Origin of the sequence: Nonomuraea sp. NPDC050383, assembly GCF_044459125.1 — a bacterium.
GTDB lineage: Bacteria > Actinomycetota > Actinomycetes > Streptosporangiales > Streptosporangiaceae > Nonomuraea.
On sequence record NZ_JBITIP010000023.1, the window covers coordinates 1,994 to 21,549 of the forward strand.

The window sequence follows — 19,556 nt, forward strand, 5'->3', positions numbered from 1 at the left end:
GGCCAACCCGGCGCGGGGGGGGGGGGGGGGCGGGCCCCCCCCCCGGGGGGGGGGGGGGGGGGGGGGGGGGGGGGGGGGGGGGGGGCGGGGGGGGGGGGGGGGCCGCGGGGGGGGGGGGGGGGGGGGGGGGGGGGGGGGGGGGCCCCCCCCCCCCCCCCCCGCCGTACGGCGGGAATCAGACGCCGAACGCGGCCGGGTAGCGGATGGTGCCGGCCGGCACGGGCCGGGCGGGGTCGAAGACGAGCGCCATCATGTACTTGTCCTCGACGTCGAAGGGCGGCCGGATGGCGTGGCCGGAGGCCGGGACGAAACCGAAGCGCGGGTAGTACTCGGCGTGGCCGAGCACGAGGACCAGATTCTCGTCAGCCTGCCGGGCGGCGTCCAGGGCGGCGCGGATGGCCGCCGAGCCGGCGCCGCGGCGCTGATGCTCGGGACGTACGGCGCACGGGCCCAGGGTGAGGGCGGGGACGCCGTCGACATGGCAGCGCGTGAGCAGCGCGAACCCGGCGATGGCGCCGCCGGGCTGCTGCGCGATCCATGACAGGCCGGGCAGCCAGGCCTCCCGGTCGGCGCGCAGCTCCTCCACCAGGTCGGCCTCGTGGGAGGTGGGGAAGGCGGCGAGGTTGACCTCACGGATCTGGTCAAGGTCCGCGTCGGTCTCGGGTCGGGTGATCCACGGGGTGGTCATGATGGTGCGGGGGTCCGTTTCTGTGGTCGTCACGAGGTGGCCGGTCGAGGAGCGGCCCGGGTCCGGGCTGTGGTGCGCGTTCACGCCTGCCGGTCCCGGAACCGGTAGGTGGCGCGGAGATGACTGGTGATGGATTTCTGCCGGTCGACGCGCTCGTCGCGCAGCCGGGCGTCGGTGCGCGAGGCCTGCCAGGCGGTCTCGCGCTGGAGTTTGCGGTAGCTGGCCAGGCGGCGTTCGGCCAGGTCGCCTGCCTGGATGGCGGCCCGCACCGCGCAGCCGGGCTCCCTGTCGTGGGCGCAGTCGCCGAAGCGGCACAGCTCGGCGAGCCGTTCGATCTCGGCGAAGACCTGCTCCAGGCCGCCGGCGGCGTCATGGAGACTGATCGCGCGCAGGCCCGGGGTGTCGATGAGCACCCCGCCGGTGGGCAGGGGGACCAGCTCGCGGTGGACGGTGGTGTGGCGGCCCTTGCCGTCCTGGGCCCGTACCGCGCCGGTGGCCAGCAGCTCCTCGCCCAGCAGGGCGTTGCCGAGCGTGGACTTGCCCGCGCCCGAGGGACCGAGCAGAACCGCAGTGCCCTCGCCCAGCAGCGCGGCCAGGACGTCGACGTTGTGCCCGGTGGCCGCGCTGGTGGGCACGATGGCGACGCCGGGCGCGAGCGCGTTGACCTCGTCGTGCGCCGCGGAGGCGTCGGCCGCCAGGTCGGCCTTGGTCAGGGCGATCACCGGCTGTGCGCCGCCGGCCCAGGCGAGGGCGAGGAAGCGTTCCAGCCGGGCGGCGTTCGGCGGGGCGGCCAGGGAGACCGCGACGACGGCGGTGTCGACGTTGGCGGCAAGCACCTGCCCGTGGGAGGTACGTGACGCCGACGAGCGCACGATCGCGCCGCGCCGCGGGAGCAGAGCCGTCAGTTCGGGCTCCCGGCCGGGGCGCAGGGCCCCCCAGTCGCCGGTGCACGGCGCGGCCAGGGGATCGGTGGCCTGATGTGCCGGCAGGGCGGCCCGGATCGGGCCGTGCTCGGTGATCGCGTCACACGAGCCGCGATGCACCCGCAGGATCCGCGCGGGCAGCAGACCGGCCCGGCGGTGGCCGGCGAACGCGTCGTCGAGGGCCGGCGTCCAGCCGTACCGGGACAGGTCCACACCGCCGGGGACGGAGGGATCGATGAAGGAGGAATTCAACGTGAGACACCTTGCGGGAAGGGACCCCGGCAGGACTCAGGCGTCACCCGTCCGACGAGCCGGACGGCTCGCGGCAGGAGGGCGGAAGTGGGTCAGACCGGGGCCCGGGACGTGAGGATGGTCCGGGCGCTGCGCGGGGCAGCGGTCTTCACCGCGATCATCAAACCTCACCTCCCTCTTCCGTATCCGACATCGATGGCCGAGATGCTAGCACCTTCCGCCTGAGCCTTCACCGCGTGCCGGCCGCCCGCACACCCGCCCGCCGACGCGCTCCACGTCGGCGTTGAACCGCCTGAGGCAGGCGGCGAACGCGGCGACCTCCTCGGCCGTCCAGCCCGCCAGAACCCGCTCCAGGCCGCTGACGTGCTTCGCGCGCTCCTCCTCCAGGTAGCGCTCCCCCGCCCGCGTGAGGCGGAACTTGCGGGCGATGCCGCCGTCCGGGTCGGGGACGCGCTCGGCCAGCCCGGTGCGCAGCAGGGCCGAGGTGTGCCGGTTCAGGGTGGAGACGTCCAGGCCGAACGCCTCGCTGAGCTGCCCGATCGACATCAGGCCCGCCGTCCGGATGCGGCTGAGCAGGATGTACGCGCTGCGATCGAGGTGACGGTGCCGGCCGAGCAGCATCGTCTCGTACTCGACCAGGTCCGTGGGCTTGTCCATGCCGGTCCTTCTCCCATGGCCGCGCGTCCGCTTTTCTCGCTGATAGATGTGTAACCCCCACATCGTTTGCATGTAACACATTATGTGTAGAGTGCACATCTCCTCCACTGTCGAGAAAAGAAAAGGGGACCCGCGTGGACGACCCCACATCCACCGGCCGGCCCAACGGCATCGTCACCGTGATGGCGGTGGCCGGCATCGTCGCCTCGCTCACCCAGACCCTGGTGGTCCCGCTGATCGGGCAGCTGCCGACCATCCTGAGCACCTCCGCGTCGAACGCGTCCTGGGTGATCACGGTCACGCTGCTGGCCGGAGCCGTCACCACGCCGGTGATGGGACGGCTCGGCGACCTGTACGGCAAGCGCCGCATGATGCTCATCTGCGCGATTCCGCTCATCCTGGGCTGCGTGGTGTGCGCGCTGGCCGGGTCCCTGACCCCCATGATCATCGGGCGGGGCCTGCAGGGGATGGGCATGGGCATGATCCCGCTGGGCATCAGCGCCCTGCGCGACCTGCTGCCGCCGGACCGGCTGGGCCCTTCCATCGCGCTGATGAGCTCCTCCATGGGCATCGGCGGCGCGCTCGGCCTGCCGATCGCCGCCGCGGTCGCCGAGTACGCGAGCTGGCGGGCGCTGTTCTGGAGCACGGCCGCGCTGAGCGTCGTGGTGGCGGCGCTGATCTGGCTGCTGGTGCCGGCCACGCCCGCCCGCGCCGCGGGACGGCTGGACGTCGCCGGCGCGCTCGGCCTGGGCACGGGGCTGGTGTGCCTGCTGCTGGGCGTCTCCAAGGGCGCCGACTGGGGCTGGTCGAGCGGCACCACCCTCGGCATGCTGGGGGCCGCGGTGCTCGTCCTGCTCGTGTGGGGCTGGTGGGAGCTGCGCAGCGGTGACCCGCTGGTGGACCTGCGCGTCACCGCCCGGCCTCAGGTGCTGCTGACCAACCTGGCCTCGATCGTGGTCGGCTTCTCCATGTACGCCCAGTCGCTGATCGTCATGCAGATCCTGCAGCTGCCCGCGGCCACCGGCTACGGCCTGGGTCAGTCGATGCTGGCCGCCGGCCTGTGGATGGCCCCCTCGGGGCTGATGATGATGATCGTCTCCCCGGTCGGCGCGCGCCTGTCGGCGGCCCGCAGCCCCAAGGCACGCTGATCGTCGGCAGCCTCACCATGGCCGCCGGCTACGGCTCCTCGATGGTCCTGATCGGGTCCACCTGGGGCCTGCTGATCGTCTCCTGCATCTGCACCATCGGCGTCGGTTTCGCCTACGGCGCGATGCCCGCCCTCATCATGGGAGCCGTCCCCCGCTCCGAGACCGCCGCCGCCAACAGCTTCAACACCCTCATGCGCTCCATCGGCACCACTGTGTCCGCCGCGGTGGTCGGGCTCGTCCTGGCCCAGATGACCACCCGGTTCGGCACCCACACGCTGCCGTCGGAGGCGGGTTTCCGCACCGGCATGCTCATCGGCTGCGGGGCCGCGCTCGTGGCCGCCGCCGTCACGGTGGCCCTGCCGTCGCGCCAGGCCAAGCACGCGGCCGCCCACGCCGAGTCCCCCGCCCCGGCCGCGCGTCACTAGGGGCGGCCCGTACCAGTGATCTCGACGCCGGGTGCCGCTGAGGTGCGGTCCGGGGGCATGACCCGCTGAGAGACTGGGCGTCCCGGTGGCGGCAGGCCACCGGACGCGGTGCGCGTGGCAGGAGGCGGATGTGACGGAGTCCGGGTTCGCACGGGGCGAGCAGCGATGGCGGGCCGGGCTGGGGACCCTGCGCCAGGTGGTCCGCCAGGAGCTGGTGACCCGGCAGCTCGCCGCGCACCTGCCGGACACGGCGCCTCGGCGGGTCCTGGACGTGGGGTGCGGCCAGGGCACGCAGCTCCTACGGCTGGCGCGGCGCGGGCACGCCATGACCGGGCTGGACTCCTCGGCGGCGCTCCTGGGCGATCTGCAGCGCGCCCTGGCGGACGAGCCGGCGCAGGTGCGGGAGCGGGTCCAGACGGTCCGGGGCGACGCGCGGGACATGGCCGCGCTGTTCGAGCCCGAGAGCTTCGACGCGGTGCTGTGCCACGGCGTCCTGATGTACTTCGACGATCCCGAGCCGCTGCTGGAGGACCTGGCGCGGCTGGCCGTCCCGGGCGGGGTCGTGTCGCTGCTGGTGCGCAACGGTGACGCCCTGGCGATGCGGCCGGGCCTGCTCGGCGACTGGGCGACGGCCGGGCGCGCGTTCGACGAGCCGGCGTACCGGAACCGGATCGGTGTGACGGCCCGCGCGGACCGCCTCGACACGCTGACGGACTCGCTCGCCGGCCGGCGGTTGGAGGTGCGCGCCTGGTACGGCGTGCGGGTGTTCACCGACACCGTGCCGTCGGACGCCGGGCTCCCCGGCGAGGCGGAGCTCGGCGCCCTGCTCGCCTGCGAGGAGCGCGCCGGCGCCACGGACCCGTACCGCCGGGTGGCGGCCCTGATCCACGTCATCGCCGAGCGGCGCGACGCAGGCCGCTGACCGCCCCGGCGTGCGGCACGTTCGCCGAGGCGGTGTCAGGCCCTGGCCGGCCGGCGCGGGCCCGGCGCCTACGCGGTCAGGACCTCGCGCAAGGTGGCGGCGAAGCCGTCCGGGTCGCCCTTCATGCCCATCGTGCCGTCGAGGAAGCCGCCGTGGTGGCTCGGGAACGTCACCGGCTTCGTGCCCAGCCGCTCGGCGACGGCGAGGCCCGCGCGGTGCGCCAGCTCGCCCTCCGACTCGGCCCCCACCCCGATGACGACGCGGGTCGGGGCCGCGCGCAGCGCCTCGAAGTCGGGCACGTGATGCGTGCACGGTACGAGGTTCTGCGCGAACAGCGGGTCGCCACGGGAACCGTCGTCCTCCGCCGGCAGCCCGAACTCGGCCGGGCTCGCGACCGGCCGCTCGGCGAAGTCGGCCGGGATCTCGCCGCGCAGGCTGCTCAGCGCGATGAACTTCACCATCGCCGGCCCGAAACCGTCCCGTTCGTACGTCCGGCGGATGTCCGCCACCGCGGCCAGCGCCTCCTCCCGGTCCGGCAGGGCCTGCGCGGCCGGAGGCTCGTGCGCGACCAGCGTGCGCACCTGCTCCGGGTGCCGGGCCACCAGCGCCAGCCCGTTGACGGCGCCGCCGCTGCTGGCGAAGATGTCCACCGGCCCCGCGCCCAGCGCGTCGATCAGCCGGTGCAGGTCCTCGGCGTGCAGCTCGGGCGTCGACTCGGTGGCGCCGTCGGTGCGCGGGCTGCGCCCGATGCCGCGCGGGTCGTAGGTCACCACCGTACGGTCCTGGAAGTGCCCGGTCAGGCCGCTGAACCCGGTGGCGTCCATCGGGGTTCCGATCATCAGCAGGGCCGGCGCGGTGCCGCCCTCGGCCTGGCGTACGTCGTAGTGCAGAACGGCGCCGGGCACCTCAAGCGTGCGGGTGACGGACTCGGTCATGGGGTCGCTCCTTCTCGAATGCTCGTGAGGGTGGACCGGCGCGGGCGGTGAAACTCATCGCGGGACGGGAGAACCGTCGCCGGACGCATTGTCCTACCCGACGAGCGCCTGGGTGCCGAGCACGGTGATCCGGAGCCGCGTTCGGTGTCCTCGGTGCCGGGCTCCGCCGCGTGGATCATGCTACGCGGATCGCCGCGGCGCCGGGACGGCGCTCGAAGCGTCGAGGGCGACGGGATTTGCCGGTGGACGGGGCGCTGTGCGAGGCTCGGGTGCCACCTGCTCCGAAAGGCTGATCGTGACGCTAGGCATGGTCCTCGGCGACGTCTCCTCTCGCGCTTCGACGCGGGAGCGGTAGCCCTTCCGGCTCCGATCACCGACGTCCGTGCGGCAGCACGGGCGATTTTCCGCTGCTCCTCGTCGAAGTGCTCTTCGTGCCCACCCGCACGTTCGACCACGAGGAGTACGTGGTGTCCACGATCCACTGGACCGAATCCCACACCGTCCGATCCGCCCGCTGGCATTCCGAGAGCGCGGCCCCGCCGCCCGAGCGGATCATCGTCGCGGACGACCGCATGAGAGCCGACACCGCCCACCGCCTCGCCGGCGAGGGTACGGCGTTGCTGTGGCGGGGCGACTTCCCCAACGCGTGTCAGCTTCTCCGGGCGATGAGTCGCCGCCTCGACCGGAACCCTTCCCGGCCGGGAAGCGACGCCCGCGAGTCCTTCCGTCTTCACCGCCGAGCCCGCGGTCACCGCGCCCGGGTCCTGGGCAGGCTCCTCGTCCTGCTGGACGACGGCCACGCCTTGGACCTGCGCAGGGCCCCGGACGTGCGGCAGGCGTGCACCGAGGCGTACGGCCCGCCGTACGCGCCGACGGCGGTCTCCCTCCAGGAGCTGCTGGGGGTGATCGGAGCGCACCAATGGCGCCTCAAGGGCGTCGAGGTGCCCGCCCTCGGCGCTCGCATCCATCCGCACTACGGCGTCTTCTCCCCCGTCAGAGGTGAGTACATCGACCTGGTCGCCCAGGCACCGCTCCCCCGCGCCGGCCGCGCCGCGTTCGACCTCGGCACGGGGACCGGGGTGCTCGCCGCCGTCCTGGCCCACCGGGGGTTCGCCCGCATCACGGCCACCGACATCAGTGCGCGCGCGCTGGCCTGCGCCCGCGACAACGTCCAGCGGCTGGGTCTGGCCGGCCGCGTCGACGTGACGGGTCCCGCCCTGTTCCCCGAAGGTCGCGCCGACCTCATCGTCTGCAACCCGCCCTGGATCCCCGCCCACCCCACCTCAGCCCTCGAACAGGGCGTCTACGATCCCGGCAGCACCATGCTCCGCGGCTTCCTCGACGGACTCGCCGCTCACCTCGAACCGGACGGCGAGGGCTGGCTCATCCTGTCCGACCTGGCCGAACACCTCGGACTCAGGACCCGCCACCAGCTGCTGACCTCGATCGGGACGGCGGGCCTCCGCGTGGCCGGCAAGATCGACACCAGGCCGCGGCACCCACGGGCGGCGGACGCCGCCGACTCCCTCCACGCGGCCCGCGCCGCGGAAGTCACCTCGCTGTGGCGTCTGACCAGCGAACGCCGGCGGGTGTGAAACGGCTGTTTCCCTTGATCGCGAGGCGCGTCGCACGGCCGGCACGGCAGGCGGTGTCATCGACATCGCCGGCCGTGCCGGGCGTGGACCGATGATCGCGGCCGCCCTGACACGACTGTTCCCGCTGTTCATGCCGCCAGGGACGCTCGCCGGAGCGCGACCGGTCGCCGCCGTGGCGTGGGCGGCGGGCTGCGGGACGCCCAGAGTCGTGGCGGTGTGCGTGCGGCGGGGAGCCGTCCTCCGCACGGTGCACATCTTCATGCACACGATCTGCACGTCGTGCCGGCCGTGGCACGGAACACGACACCCATGACCGCGGCGAGCTCGATGAGGGTGGTGCCCGAACTCAGCAACACACTCCGGTGGGCTGGAGAGCCGGGTGGACAACACGACCCGCCCGGCCGGCCGAACAAGCGGCGAGCTCAGATCTTGGTATCAAGTTACAGTCTTTGACATCTGTTACCAACCCGCATAGCGTTCCTCGCATGGAGCAGAGAACGCTCGGCGCCGACGTCTGTGTGGGGGCGGTCGGGCTCGGTTGTGCAGGCATGTCCGGCGCGTACGGACCCAGCCCCGTCGAGCAGAGCATCGCGACGCTTCGCAGTGCGCTCGACGCCGGGATCACGTTCATCGACACGGCCGACCACTACGGGATGGGGCACAACGAGACGCTCATCGGGCAGGCGCTGCGACCCGCCGATCGCGACCGCGCCGTGGTGAGCGTGAAGTTCGGCGCGCTGTTCGGTGTGGACGGCAGCGTGCGCGGCCTCAACGGCCGACCCGACGCGATACCGAACTTCCTGGGCTACTCGCTGCAGCGGCTGGGCACCGACTACGTGGACATCTATCGCCCGGCCCGGCTGGACCCCGCTGTCCCGATCGAGGAGACCGTCGGCGCCGTCGCCGAGATGGTGCGGAAGGGCTACGTGCGCGGCATCGGGCTGTCCGAGGTCGGCGCCGAGACGATCCGCCGCGCCCACGCCGTGCACCCGATCACCGACGTCCAGATCGAGTACTCGCTGTTCAGCCGCGGCGTCGAGGACGAGATCCTGCCAACCTGCCGCGAGCTGGGCATCGGCGTCACCGCCTACGGGGTGCTCGCCCAGGGAATGCTGACCGGGACGTGGCGACAGCCGGCCGGCGACGCACGGCATCGCGGGCACCTGCCCCGCTTCGCCGCCGGCAACATCGAGACCAACCTCGCGCTGGTCGAACGGCTGCGGGAGATCGCCACCTCCCGCGGCGCCACGGTCGCACAGCTCGCGATCGCGTGGGTGCTCGCGCAGGGGCGCGCGCACCGCGACGTCGTCGCGCTGGTCGGGGCCGGCCGACCGCACCGCATCACCGAGGCGGCGGACGCCGCCGGCCTGCGGCTGACCGAGGACGACCTGGACGCGATCGAGCAGGCCGTCCCCCGAGGGGCGGTCGCGGGAGAACGCTACACCCCCGCCCTGCTCTCGCTGCTGGACAGCGAGCGAACGGGCGGCAGGCGCTGATGCCCGCCCGAACCCCGCTGGACGCGAACGCCATCCTGGCGGCCACCGAGGAGATCCTGCGCCGCCACGGACCGGACAAGGCGACCGTCGTCGACGTCGCCCGGGCACTCGGGGTCAGCCACGCCGCCGTCTACAAGCACTTCCCCTCCAAGCAGGCGCTGCGCGAGGCCGTGACCCGGCGCTGGCTCGACCGCAACCGCGATGCCCTCGCCGTCATCGCCGCCGACCGCGCGGTCCCGCCGGCGCAGCGACTGCGTGCCTGGCTGCACGCCGTCCTGGCCGGGAAGCAGGCCAAGATTCGCGAGGACCCGGAGCTGTTCGCCGCCTATGGAATCCTCGCGGCCGCGCACAGCAGCGTCGCCACTGACCACGTCGCCGACCTCTTGGGCCAGCTCGCGGCCATCATCGCCGACGGCGCCGCCGACGGCAGCTTTCGCGCCGAGGACGCGGAGGCCACCGCCCGCGTGGTCTTCCACGCCACCGCCAAGTTCAACCACCTCGCCCATGCCGCCGAATGGCAGAACCCTGGCATCGGCACGGAGCTCGACGAGGTGTGCAGCCTGCTGCTCGAGGGTCTTCGGACCCCCACGTCGCCATAGCCGGATCGGGCTGAGCACACGTCGCGGCTGATGTCGGCGGCGCGGTCAGTCCTGCCCATCACCACCCCGCAGCAACGAACAAGGAGTGACGAACGACCATGGTTCAGGCAATCGGAGTGACGCAGCCGGGCGGACCGGACGCTCTCGGCGAGCTCGACCTGGCGGCCGAACCGATCGGTCCCGGTCAGGTCAGGATCCAGGTCACCAGCGCCACCGTGAACCCGACCGACGCGATGATCCGTTCACGTCCGCGACAGGACGAGGCGGACGCGGTGCGGGTGCCGGGCATGGAGGTAGCCGGCGTGATCACCGAGATCGGCCCCGCCGTCGACCGCGCGTTCGCGATCGGGGACGCCGTCATGGCCATCGTGGTGCCCTCGGGCGAGCACGGCGGCTACCGGGCAGACCTCGTCGTGCCGGCACGCTCGGTCGCGAAGATCCCGGCCGGGCTCTCGGACGTCCAGGCCGCCACCCTCCCGATGAACGGGCTCACCGCGCGGCTCGCGCTCGACACCCTGGCGCTGCCGGCCGGCGCGACGGTCGCCGTCACCGGCGCCGCCGGCACCGTCGGCGGATACTTCGTCCAGCTCGCCACGCTGGCTGGGCTGGTCGTCGTCGCCGACGCGGCCCGGCAGGACGAGACCTTCGTCCGCGACTGCGGAGCGGACGAGGTCGTCCTGCGGGGGGACGATTTCGCCGCGCAGGTCCGCCGCCACCACCCCGGCGGCGTCGACGGGCTCCTCGACGCCGCCGCGCTGGAGGTCGCCGCGCTCCCGGCCGTCAAGGACGGCGGCACCGTCGTCACCGTCCGCGGCTACCAGGGCGACGGGACCGGCCGGGTCCGCGTCGTCCCGATCTTCGTCCGCGACTACGTCGAGGCAGCGGCCGAGCTGGACCGGCTCGCCGAACTCGCCGGCGATGGACGGCTCACCGTCCGCGTGGCCGGCGAACTGCCCGCCTCCCGAGCCGCCGACGCGCATCACTCACTCGAACGGCGCGGCGTTCGCGGGCGGTTCGTCCTGCGGTTCGGCTGACAGTGATGTGGCACGCCTGCTCACCGTCGCAGCCCCACATCGGAGCCCATCGTCATGGGGCCTGCCCTTGGCGCTCCCCCATGTAGTCGTGCGCTGTTTCATCAGCGAGCACCCATGAGACAGCGCACGCGCCCGACCCACGCGAAACGCTCCGATCGAACGCGGGCGTTACCGCAGCTGGGCGCGGCGCCGGGTGAGGTAGGCGGTCTCGCCGGTGTTGCCGGCCAGCTCGATGGCCCGGTCGTAGGCCGCGCGTGACTGCTGGCTGCGGCCGAGCCGGCGCAGCAGGTCGGCGCGGGTGGCGTGGTAGGCGTGATAGCCGGCCAACGCCTCGGCAAGGCGGTCGACGATGGCCAGTGCCACCTCCGGCCCGTCGAGCTCGGCCACGGCGACGGCCCGGTTGAGGGCGATGATCGGCGAGGGGTCGAGGCGGACGAGCTGGTCGTAGAGGGCGAGGACCTGCGACCAGTCGGTGTCGCGGATGTCGCGGGCGGAGGTGTGCACCGCGTTGATCGCGGCGAGGATCTGATAGCGGCCCGGAGCCACCCCGGCAGCGGCAGCGGCCAGGCGCTCGCGCACCAGCCGATGACCTTCGGCGATCAGCTCCGCGTCCCAGGCCCCGCGGTCCTGCTCGTCGAGGGAGACCAGTTCGCCGCCGGCCGAGACCCGGGCGGTGCGGCGGGCCTCGGTGAGCAGCATCAGCGCCAGCAGGCCGGCCACCTCTCCGTCCTGCGGCAGGAGCACGCGGATCAGGCGGGTGAGCCGGATCGCCTCGGTGGTCAGGTCGTGTCGTACGGGGTCGGTGTCGGGGCCGCTGGCCAGGTAGCCCTCGTTGAAGATGAGGAACAGGACGGCCAGGACGCCGGAGACGCGTGCCGGCAGATCGTCGGCGGACGGCATCCGGTAGGGGATGCGAGCCGCCTTGATCTTGGCCTTCGCGCGGGTGATGCGCTGCTCCATGGTGGTCCCCTGCACCAGGAAGGCGCGGGCGATCTCGGGCACGGTCAGACCGCCGACCATGCGCAGCGTCAACGCCACGCGCGCTTCCACCGCCAGCGCCGGGTGACAGCAGGTGAAGATCAGCCGGAGCCGGTCGTCGTCGATGGCGCCCAGCGGCTCGGGCGGGGTGTCGTCGTGCAGCATCTGAGCCTCCTTGTGCTTGTCATCGCGTCTGTTCTCGCGCCGGATCCGGTCGATGGCCTTGCGGTTGGCGGTGGTGGTCAGCCACGCGCCCGGGTTGGGTGGCAGGCCGTCGGCCCGCCACCGCTCGACGGCGGTCGTGAACGCCTCGGCCGCTGCCTCCTCGGCGATGCCGAGGTCACCGAAGCGCCTGGTCAGGGCCGCCACCACCCGCGCCCACTCGTCGTGGTGGGCGCGGGTGATCGCCTTCTCGACGTCGCTCACTGGAACGGCCGCACCTCGATCTTCCGATCGCAGACCTTCGACGCCTCGGCGGCGAGCTTGAGCGCCACATCCAGATCGGGGGCCTCCCACACCCAGACGCCGGCGAGGTACTCCTTCGACTCCACGAACGGCCCGTCGCTGAACACCGCCTGCTCGCCCCGGTTGTCGACGACCGTGGCCGCGTCGGTGTCCGCGAGTCCGCCCGCGAAGACCCAGTAGCCCTCGGCGATCAGTCGTTCGTTGAACGCGCTGATGGCCGGCTGCCTGTCCGTGCTGCCGGGGTTGCTCTTGTCATCGATCACGGAAACCAGGTATCGCATCTGCAGATCATCTCCTGTGGTGTCGGGACAGCGTGGTTCGGTGGCAGGGACTTCAGGCCCCTGCATACCGCGGGCGTCCGGCCGTCCGGTAGACCTGGATCGTCACGCCCTTGGAGTCGGCGCGCGACTCGACCAGGTCGAGCGCGAGATCCGGACCGGTTTCCGGGAACAGTCTCGCGCCCTGGCCGACGATCACCGGGATCACGATCAGAATCATCTCGTCGACCAGATCGTTCTCCAGCAGCCACCGGGTCAGGATGCCACTGCCGTGCACCTGCAGCTCGCCCCCCGGCTTGGCCTTCAGCTCCCTGACGGCGGCCGCGACGTCTCCGGACAGGACGGTCGTGCCCGCCCACTCCGGATCGGTGAGCGTGGCCGAGGCGACGTACTTGGGCCGTGTGTTCAACGATTCCACGACGGACTCCCAGCCGGGGGCGTCCTGGACCGTCATGGAGCCCCAGCCGGTGAACAGCTCGTAGGTCCGCCGCCCGAACAGGAACGCATCGGCGCGCCGGTAGGTCTGGTTGATGAACGTCCTGGTCTCGTCGTCACCCGCCCCCCGGGCCCATCCGCCGCGCTCGAACCCGTTCCTGCGGTCCTCGTCCGACGCGCCGCCGTTTCCCTGCATCACTCCATCGATGGTGACCTGGGTCACGGTCGTCAGCTTCATGATCGCGGTTCCTCTGCCTTGGCGCCGCCCCTTGCGGGCGGCCTCATCCCTGCTACGAACGCCACCGCCCCGATCCGACACCGCCTCCCGGATTTCTTCGAGGAACTTTCCGGGACGCCGGTCGTCAGCGTTCCGGCGGCACGACCGTTTCACGGCGACAGCGCTCCACCTCTTCATCCTGACCAGTGGTGGCGGGCGTCGGACCGTTCAGGATGGATCATCCCCTGCCATTCCCCGCACCATCGCGCCGAAGGCGGCGTCCCAGTGGCGGCTCGCCTGCGCGGCGTCGCCGAGGGCGCCGCGCAGTTCGAGGCCGCACATCCCGTGCGCGAGGGCGTTGAGCCTGACGGCGAGGTCGTGCGGCTCGGCGGGGGCGAAGGCGCCCTCGTCCAGGCAGCGGGCGACGGCGGCGACCAGGGTGTCGAAGGTCGGCTGGATGAGCGCGGCGGTCTCGGCGTCGGGCTGGAACTCCGGGACCGGCCGCCCGAACATGAGCTCGTACAGGTGCGGGTTGGCCAGGGCGCTGGCGCGGTAGGCGCGGCCGAGCGCGAGCAGGTCGGCGACGGGATCGCCGGTGCGGGGAACGGCGGCGAAGGCCGCGGCGAGGCGCTCGAACCCGGCCAGGAACATCTCGCGGACCAGGCCGGCCTTGTCGCCGAACAGGTTGTAGACGGCCGTGGTGGACACCCCCGCCTGCTGCGCCACCCGGCGGGTGGTCAACGCGGACGGACCCTCGGCGGCCAGGAGCCGGCCGCCGGCGTCGACGAGTTCGCGGCGAAGCTCGGCGTAATCGCGGTTTCTGGGTCTTGCCATAACGACGAGAATACCATAACGTTGTTATATAACGACGTTTTGGAACATGGAATTCAGGAGCAACCACATGTCTGACCTGCACGTAGTCCTCGGCGCCACCGGCGCGATCGGCTCCGCCGTCGTGGCCGAGCTCACCGCCCGCGGCCACCAGGTCCGCGCCGTGAGCCGGGGCGCTGCCAGCGGCCCCGGCGAGCTGCGAGCCGATGTCACCACCACCGAGGGCGCCATCGCCGCCTGCCAGGACGCCGCGGTCGTCTACCAGTGCGCCCAGCCGAAGTACGAGCGCTGGGCCGAGGAGTTCCCCGGCCTCATCCGCACGATCCTGACCGGAGTGGAGGCCGCCGGGGCAAAGCTGGTCATGGCCGACAACCTTTACGTCTACGGGCCCGTCGACGGCCCCATGACCGAAGACCTGCCGCACGCCGCCGCCTACCCCAAGGGCCGGGCCCGCGCCGAGGTGGACCAGCTCATCCTCGACGCCCACCGAACCGGACGGATCCGCGCGACCCTGGGGCGGGCCTCCGACTACTACGGCCCCGGCGGCGTCAACACCACCATCGGCCCCACCGTCTTCGCCGCCGCCCTGGCCGGGAAGACCGCCCGCTGGGTCGGCGACCTCGACCAGCCGCACACCGTCTCCTACCTGCCCGACATCGCCGCCGCACTGGTCACCCTCGGCGAACGCGCCGAGGCCGACGGCCGCGCATGGCACCTGCCCGCCGCCGAGCCCGTCACCGGCCGCCAGTTCCTCAACCTCGTACGGGCCGCGGCGGGAGGCGAGCCGAAGGTCGCCGGACTCGGCCGGGGCGCACAGCGCCTCATCGGACTGTTCAACCCGGTCGTGCGCGAGCTCGGCGAGACCTGGTACCAGCGCGACCGCCCGTTCGTCGCCGACGACTCAGCCTTCCGCAAGGCGTTCGGCCCGGTCGAGGTCACTCCGCACGCCGAGGGCGTCGCCGCGACCCTCGACTGGTACCGGCACCACGCGGCTTGAACGCGTCGGCCCGGCGGCTTCGCGGCAGCCGCCGCCGGCGGATCCCGCCGTTGCGAACACCACGATGCCGGCCTCGGGGGCGGTCAGGCGCCGCCAGCCGAGCCGCTCGTAGAGCCTGATCGCGTCGACCGCTCGCGGAGCGGTGAGCAGCCAGCAGGCGTCGTCGCCGTCGCGCAGCAGGTCGAGGATGCGTCCGGCCAGGCCCTGACCGCGCGCGTGCGGGCTCACCGCCAGCTCGTCCACCTCCAGCGCTCCCACCAGGCGGGTCTCCACCGCGTCGCCGAGCGCGGCGCGGACGAGGTCGTAGGAGCGGCCCACGGGGAAGGGGCTCCCGGTGCGCCATGCCGTCCCGAAACCCGCGGGCTCGCCGTGGTCGTGCGCCAGGACCGCCGTGAACCCCGGGCGGCGGACGTCCGTGGTCAGCCGCTCGGCGAAGGCGTCGGCGGCGCGCCCGTCCTCGCACCAGGGCGGCTCGCCGAACGCGGACCGGTAGATCCGCACCAGGTGGGCGGCACGGGCGAGCGCGTCCTGGCCGGTGAGGCGTTCGAGGTTCACGCGGGCACCCGCACCTTGCCGATGCCCAGGGTGCTCGTCATCGGCAGCAGACCGGCCTCGAACACGGCACCCAGCAGGGGACGGTTGAGCTCGGCCAGGCGCTCGGCTCCCGCCTCGCCGAGAGTCTGCCACGGTCCGGCGGCCAGCTCGTCGGTGAGCCGCTCCACCTGGTCGCGCAGGGCGTGCCCGGCCGGGGTGGCGGTGCCGTCCGCGTCGACGAGGCCGCGGGCCGCCAGCCGTTCCCGCGCGGCGGCCCACTCCTCGGCGCTCCAGCCCCGTCCGGCGAAGCCGGCGTCCGGGGCGGCCCCGACGGAGGCGAAGGAGACCAGCGCCTCGCAGGCGTCCAGGCCGGCGGCGCGCAGGGCGGTCAGGTGCCCGTCGCCGCGGTGCTCGCGCAGCACCGTGTACGCCTGCCACAGGGCCAGGTGCGGCTCGTCCGGCCAGGGCAGGTCGAGGTTGGCCGCGGCCAGCGGCCGGTGAGCGAGCTCGGCGCTCCGCGCCGCCTTGACCGCCAGTTCGGCCGCCTCCTCCAGCGCGCCCGCCTGTGCGTACAGCGCGCGGAGCGTGCGGTCCACCGCCCGCCGCCGGGCGTCGAGCACCTGCCGCGGTTTCGCGACGGCCCAGACGGCGGGCACGTACTCGGCGATCATCGACGGGCTGAAGCTGTAGAAGGTGGCGGCCACCAGTCTCGGGCCGGCGGCTCCCATCGGGGCCGTACGCCAGGCGAAGTAGCTCGGCCAGCGCGATCCGACGTCGTAGCCGAGCGCCGCCGCCTCCTCGAACGCCTGGGGGCTGAAGTAGAGCGTCGCGTGCACCGGCTCGATCTGATGCCACATGTGGCGCGCGAGCGATCTGGACGTCATCAAAGTCCTCACTGTCTATATACGCTATGACAGTGACGATAGATCCATGGCGCATCACTGGTCAACTCGAAATAGACAGTTATGTCGGCAGGTGGGTGGAGCTCGCGGTCCTCCTGGTGAACTGTCTGGCCGTCACCACGGCGCACGGCCGGGCCGTCTCCCCGCCGCGATCGGGCGCGGAACGGCTCACCGCGCTCACCGCCCGGCTGCCCGCTTCCGCCACGCTCACCGGCGCCGACGCCGACGGGCTGGCGGAGGTCGCCGCCGAGCTGCGCCCGGTGTTCGGCGCGGACGACGGCATCCACGGCGCCGCCACGCGGCTCAACGACCTCCTGATCCGGCACCGGGCCGTGCCCAACCTGCACGGCCACCCCGATCAGCCGCCCGTGCTCGCCTTCCACCCGGCTGACGCGACGCTCGTCGACGCGTGGGCCGCGGACATGGGCACGGCACTGGCCATGGTCATCGGCGTGGGTCAGTCGGCCCGGCTCGGCGCCTGCCAGGCCGGCACATGCTCGCTGGTGTTCTTCGACACCACACGCAACGCCTCACGCCGCTTCTGCGACCTGTCGTGCCAGAACCGCGCCAAAGCCAGCGCCTACCGGGCCAGGAGGGCAGGCCGTACGCCCTGACACGGGCGCCCGGCATGACGCCCGCCCCTCCCCTACTCGCCGCCGCCTCCCGCGCCGACACTGAGGACGGTCAGCACGACGCAGGCGGCCGCGATCGCCGCGACCACGGCGGGCACCCCCGCCTGCGCCGCAGCCAGCGGCAGGAGCAGGATGACGACGGCGCAGCCCAGGGCCGCGACGGGACGGGGCACCGGCTTGTCCGCGATGGGAGCGTGGACCACCCCCAGCAGGACGAGGAACACCGCGGTCGGGATCGCGACGGCGTAGCAGATGGCGAGGGGGGACGCCTTGACGTCGTGCCCCGTCTGCTCGGCCGCGACCTCGAGTCCGGCGCCGAGGGCGGCCAGGGCCGCGAAGAGACCGTAGTGGCCGTACCCCCACAGGTAGGACCGATGGCGGCGGTCGCCGAGACCCTCGCCGGCCGGGGTGAGGAAGTACAGCCACCAGAGCGCGAACAGCAGGACGAGCCCGGACACGGCCATGACGACGAGGGGAGTGCTCGTACGGGCCGCTTCGAGCGCCCCTTCGACACCTCGCGTCGCGGCGAGGACGCTCTCGCCGAGCAGGATGATCGTGAACAGGCCGTAGCGCTCGGCGATGTGGTGCGGATGCCAGGTGGTCGGTCTGGTCCGTTCCGCCCAGAGCGGCACCGCGAGCTCCAGGACGACCAGCACGGCGAAGAACGGCAGCGCGGCCGGCGACGGCAACGCACCCGTCTCGGCCAGGACCAGGCGCAGTACCCAGCCCGCCTGCATGACGGTGATCCCCACGGCGTACCGCAGCGCGGTACGGCGGCCGGCCGCATCCTCGACGCCGGCCCGCACCCATTGGGCGACCAGCGCGATCCTCATGATCAGGTAACCGATCGTGACGGCGCGGAAGTCGGAGTGCACGGCCGCGGCCGGCACCCCGGCGGCCAGGACGAGCACGCCGCCCATCTGCACCATCGTCAGCAGCCGGTAGGGGACGTCGTCGGTGTCGTACGACGAGGCGAACCAGGTGAAGTTCATCCACGCCCACCAGATCGCGAAGAACACCTGCAGGAACAGCACCAGCCGGGCCAGGCCGTGACCGTCGGCGACGTCATGGGCCAGCTGGGCGGTGGCGGCGGCGACCGCCACCACGAAGGTGAGGTCGAACAGCAGCTCCAGCGGGCTTGAGGCGCGGTGGGGCTCGTCGATCGCCCGTGCGCTCATCCGCACCCGGATCGCTGGTGGCACGGTCTTGCTCCTGTCTGTCCATGGCAGTCCGGTCAACCGGCAAGACAGCGCCGCATTCCGGTCTGTGACACCTCGGTGCCGGGATCAGCGACTTTATAAGACCTTTCATCGAAGCTGTCACAGGCCGGAGTGCTGTCCGGTCTTAGCTGGTGACCGGACGGCAATCGAGGCCCCGGCTTACAGGAAGGCTTCTCATGAAGATCGTGGTGATCGGCGGCACCGGCCTGATCGGGTCGAAGCTCGTGACGAGACTCGGCGAGCACGGCCACGAGGCGGTGGCCGCGGCGCCCGGCACCGGCGTCAACACCCTCACCGGCGAAGGACTGGCCGAGGCCCTTACCGGCGCCTCCGTGGTGATCGACGTATCCAACTCCCCGTCCTTCGAGGACCGTGCGGTGATGGAGTTCTTCGAGACCTCCACGGGCAACCTGCTCGCCGCCGAGGCGGCGGCGGGTGTCGGGCATCATGTCGCGCTGTCGGTCGTGGGAACCGAACGGCACCCCGAGATCGGCTACTTCCGGGCGAAGATCGCTCAGGAGCGGCTGATCGAGAAGTCGTCGATCCCGTTCTCGCTCGTGCACGCGACGCAGTTCTTCGAGTTCGTCCGGAGCATCGCCGACACCGCCGCGGACGGTGACACGGTGCGGATCGCGTCGGTGCTCTTCCAGCCCATCGCGGGCGACGACGTCGCCCGGCAGGTCGGCAGGATCGCGGTGGGGACGCCGTTGAACGGCAGGGTCGAGATCGCCGGGCCGCAGCGGTTCCGGATGGACGAGTTCTTCCGCGACGCCCTGGCCGCCATGGGCGATCCGCGTGAGGTGGTCACCGACCCGCACGCGCGTTACTTCGGGGCCGAGCTGACCGAGCGGACCCTGGTGCCGGGCGACGGCGCCGTTCTCGGCGAGATCACGTACGCCGACTGGCTGGGCCGGACCTCGGCCGGCGGCTGACGCGTCAGATTCCTCAAGGAGGCACATCATGTCCGGCTCCGAGCCCACGTCCCGATCGACCGCGTGGCAGACGGCGCTCACCGTGCTGCAGGAGGCCGAGCCGCCGTTCATCCCGGCGGGAGCGCACGCGATGACCGTGGTCGTCGAGTTCCCGCCCGGTGACCCCGGCACACCGCCGCACCGGCACTCCGGCCCGGCGTTCGGCTACGTGGTGGAAGGCGAGATGCTGCTGGAGATAGAAGGCCGGCCGGAGAGGGTCGTACGCGCCGGCGAGGCGTTCTGGGAGCCGGGTGGCGACGTCATCCACTACCAGGACGGCAACAACCGCGACGACGTCCCGCTCCGTTTCACCGTCACGATGCTGTGCGAGCCCGGCATGCCGATGCTCACCCTGGTCGGTGACGAAGAGCTCGCGCAGCGTCGCGAGCGCCGCGCCCCTCGCCCGTCCTGACCCGCGGCGA

At 72.7% G+C, this 19,556-nt stretch carries 22 protein-coding genes; 11 read left to right on the forward strand and 11 right to left on the reverse strand.

Translation table 11 applies throughout. The annotated features are described in order from the left end of the window. Window positions 1-175: 175 nt before the first annotated feature. The 3 genes from ACIBG4_RS36850 to ACIBG4_RS36860 form a co-directional block, all read right to left on the reverse strand. Entirely contained in the window at window positions 176-688 is a 513-nt protein-coding gene (locus tag ACIBG4_RS36850; protein ID WP_310713933.1) for an N-acetyltransferase, read from the reverse strand. Window positions 689-768: 80 nt separating this feature from the next. Next, window positions 769-1,863: a ribosome small subunit-dependent GTPase A gene (gene rsgA, locus ACIBG4_RS36855; RefSeq protein WP_397206454.1), complete on the reverse strand. Its 1,095-nt coding sequence runs from the start codon at window positions 1,861-1,863 to the stop codon at window positions 769-771. A gap of 207 nt (window positions 1,864-2,070) precedes the next feature. After that, window positions 2,071-2,520, reverse strand: coding sequence for a MarR family winged helix-turn-helix transcriptional regulator (locus ACIBG4_RS36860; protein WP_397206456.1), 450 nt, complete (start codon window positions 2,518-2,520; stop codon window positions 2,071-2,073). Window positions 2,521-2,654: 134 nt separating this feature from the next. Between ACIBG4_RS36860 and ACIBG4_RS36865 the strand changes: the two genes are divergently transcribed. From ACIBG4_RS36865 to ACIBG4_RS36875, 3 genes are all read left to right on the forward strand, one after another. Beyond that, window positions 2,655-3,668 (forward strand): MFS transporter, encoded by a 1,014-nt coding sequence (locus tag ACIBG4_RS36865; RefSeq protein ID WP_397206458.1) that lies wholly within the window; start codon window positions 2,655-2,657, stop codon window positions 3,666-3,668. Window positions 3,669-3,685: 17 nt separating this feature from the next. After that, entirely contained in the window at window positions 3,686-4,093 is a 408-nt protein-coding gene (locus ACIBG4_RS36870; protein ID WP_397206460.1) for a hypothetical protein, read from the forward strand. Between the two features lie 130 nt (window positions 4,094-4,223). Next, window positions 4,224-5,015 carry a class I SAM-dependent methyltransferase gene (locus ACIBG4_RS36875; protein ID WP_397206462.1) on the forward strand — a complete coding sequence of 264 codons (792 nt, stop codon included), beginning with the start codon at window positions 4,224-4,226 and terminating at the stop codon, window positions 5,013-5,015. Window positions 5,016-5,083: 68 nt separating this feature from the next. Here ACIBG4_RS36875 and ACIBG4_RS36880 read toward each other — a convergent pair whose 3' ends face one another. Beyond that, entirely contained in the window at window positions 5,084-5,950 is an 867-nt protein-coding gene (locus ACIBG4_RS36880) for an alpha/beta hydrolase (RefSeq protein ID WP_310713913.1), read from the reverse strand. Between the two features lie 431 nt (window positions 5,951-6,381). On the opposite strand from ACIBG4_RS36880, the gene ACIBG4_RS36885 reads away from it, so the two are divergent. From ACIBG4_RS36885 to ACIBG4_RS36900, 4 genes are all read left to right on the forward strand, one after another. Beyond that, complete coding sequence (locus tag ACIBG4_RS36885) at window positions 6,382-7,545, forward strand: methyltransferase (RefSeq protein ID WP_397206464.1); 1,164 nt, start codon at window positions 6,382-6,384, stop codon at window positions 7,543-7,545. A 485-nt stretch (window positions 7,546-8,030) separates the two neighbouring features. Then, the gene (locus ACIBG4_RS36890; protein ID WP_397206466.1) at window positions 8,031-9,041 is read left to right on the forward strand and encodes an aldo/keto reductase; all 1,011 of its coding nucleotides are present in this window, start codon (window positions 8,031-8,033) and stop codon (window positions 9,039-9,041) included. Next, window positions 9,041-9,640, forward strand: a complete 600-nt coding sequence (locus ACIBG4_RS36895) for a TetR family transcriptional regulator (RefSeq protein WP_397206468.1) — start codon at window positions 9,041-9,043, stop codon at window positions 9,638-9,640. Before ACIBG4_RS36890 ends, ACIBG4_RS36895 begins: the two co-directional genes overlap by 1 nt. 98 nt (window positions 9,641-9,738) lie before the next feature. Then, window positions 9,739-10,674 (forward strand): NADP-dependent oxidoreductase, encoded by a 936-nt coding sequence (locus tag ACIBG4_RS36900; RefSeq protein WP_397206470.1) that lies wholly within the window; start codon window positions 9,739-9,741, stop codon window positions 10,672-10,674. A 168-nt stretch (window positions 10,675-10,842) separates the two neighbouring features. Here ACIBG4_RS36900 and ACIBG4_RS36905 read toward each other — a convergent pair whose 3' ends face one another. The 4 genes from ACIBG4_RS36905 to ACIBG4_RS36920 all read right to left on the reverse strand — a co-directional run bounded on the left by ACIBG4_RS36905 (window position 10,843) and on the right by ACIBG4_RS36920 (window position 13,881). Beyond that, complete coding sequence (locus ACIBG4_RS36905) at window positions 10,843-12,078, reverse strand: RNA polymerase sigma factor (RefSeq protein ID WP_397206472.1); 1,236 nt, start codon at window positions 12,076-12,078, stop codon at window positions 10,843-10,845. Beyond that, entirely contained in the window at window positions 12,075-12,398 is a 324-nt protein-coding gene (locus tag ACIBG4_RS36910; RefSeq protein WP_397206474.1) for a YciI family protein, read from the reverse strand. Before ACIBG4_RS36910 ends, ACIBG4_RS36905 begins: the two co-directional genes overlap by 4 nt. A gap of 52 nt (window positions 12,399-12,450) precedes the next feature. Continuing rightward, window positions 12,451-13,068 carry a dihydrofolate reductase family protein gene (locus ACIBG4_RS36915; RefSeq protein WP_397206476.1) on the reverse strand — a complete coding sequence of 206 codons (618 nt, stop codon included), beginning with the start codon at window positions 13,066-13,068 and terminating at the stop codon, window positions 12,451-12,453. 207 nt (window positions 13,069-13,275) lie between these two features. After that, on the reverse strand, window positions 13,276-13,881 hold the full coding sequence (locus tag ACIBG4_RS36920) for a TetR/AcrR family transcriptional regulator (RefSeq protein WP_397206478.1): 606 nt from the start codon (window positions 13,879-13,881) through the stop codon (window positions 13,276-13,278). A 67-nt stretch (window positions 13,882-13,948) separates the two neighbouring features. On the opposite strand from ACIBG4_RS36920, the gene ACIBG4_RS36925 reads away from it, so the two are divergent. After that, on the forward strand, window positions 13,949-14,875 hold the full coding sequence (locus ACIBG4_RS36925; RefSeq protein WP_397206480.1) for an NAD-dependent epimerase/dehydratase family protein: 927 nt from the start codon (window positions 13,949-13,951) through the stop codon (window positions 14,873-14,875). On the opposite strand, the gene ACIBG4_RS36930 is transcribed toward ACIBG4_RS36925, so the two are convergent. Continuing rightward, the gene (locus ACIBG4_RS36930; RefSeq protein ID WP_397206482.1) at window positions 14,780-15,430 is read right to left on the reverse strand and encodes a GNAT family N-acetyltransferase; all 651 of its coding nucleotides are present in this window, start codon (window positions 15,428-15,430) and stop codon (window positions 14,780-14,782) included. The genes ACIBG4_RS36925 and ACIBG4_RS36930 overlap by 96 nt on opposite strands. Beyond that, window positions 15,427-16,293, reverse strand: coding sequence for a hypothetical protein (locus ACIBG4_RS36935; RefSeq protein ID WP_397206484.1), 867 nt, complete (start codon window positions 16,291-16,293; stop codon window positions 15,427-15,429). The genes ACIBG4_RS36930 and ACIBG4_RS36935 overlap by 4 nt, the downstream gene beginning before the upstream one ends. A 32-nt stretch (window positions 16,294-16,325) precedes the next feature. Between ACIBG4_RS36935 and ACIBG4_RS36940 the strand changes: the two genes are divergently transcribed. Then, a complete protein-coding gene (locus ACIBG4_RS36940) occupies window positions 16,326-16,925 on the forward strand; it encodes a CGNR zinc finger domain-containing protein (RefSeq protein WP_397206486.1) in 600 nt (199 codons plus the stop codon). Between the two features lie 32 nt (window positions 16,926-16,957). Here the strand turns inward: ACIBG4_RS36940 and ACIBG4_RS36945 are convergent, their stop codons facing one another. Then, window positions 16,958-18,145 (reverse strand): low temperature requirement protein A, encoded by a 1,188-nt coding sequence (locus ACIBG4_RS36945; RefSeq protein ID WP_397206488.1) that lies wholly within the window; start codon window positions 18,143-18,145, stop codon window positions 16,958-16,960. A gap of 194 nt (window positions 18,146-18,339) precedes the next feature. Here ACIBG4_RS36945 and ACIBG4_RS36950 point away from each other — a divergent pair, with 194 nt between their 5' ends. Then, window positions 18,340-19,095, forward strand: coding sequence for an SDR family oxidoreductase (locus ACIBG4_RS36950; RefSeq protein ID WP_397206490.1), 756 nt, complete (start codon window positions 18,340-18,342; stop codon window positions 19,093-19,095). A 28-nt stretch (window positions 19,096-19,123) separates the two neighbouring features. Next, a complete protein-coding gene (locus ACIBG4_RS36955) occupies window positions 19,124-19,546 on the forward strand; it encodes a cupin domain-containing protein (protein ID WP_355452465.1) in 423 nt (140 codons plus the stop codon). The last annotated feature ends 10 nt before the right edge of the window (window positions 19,547-19,556 follow it).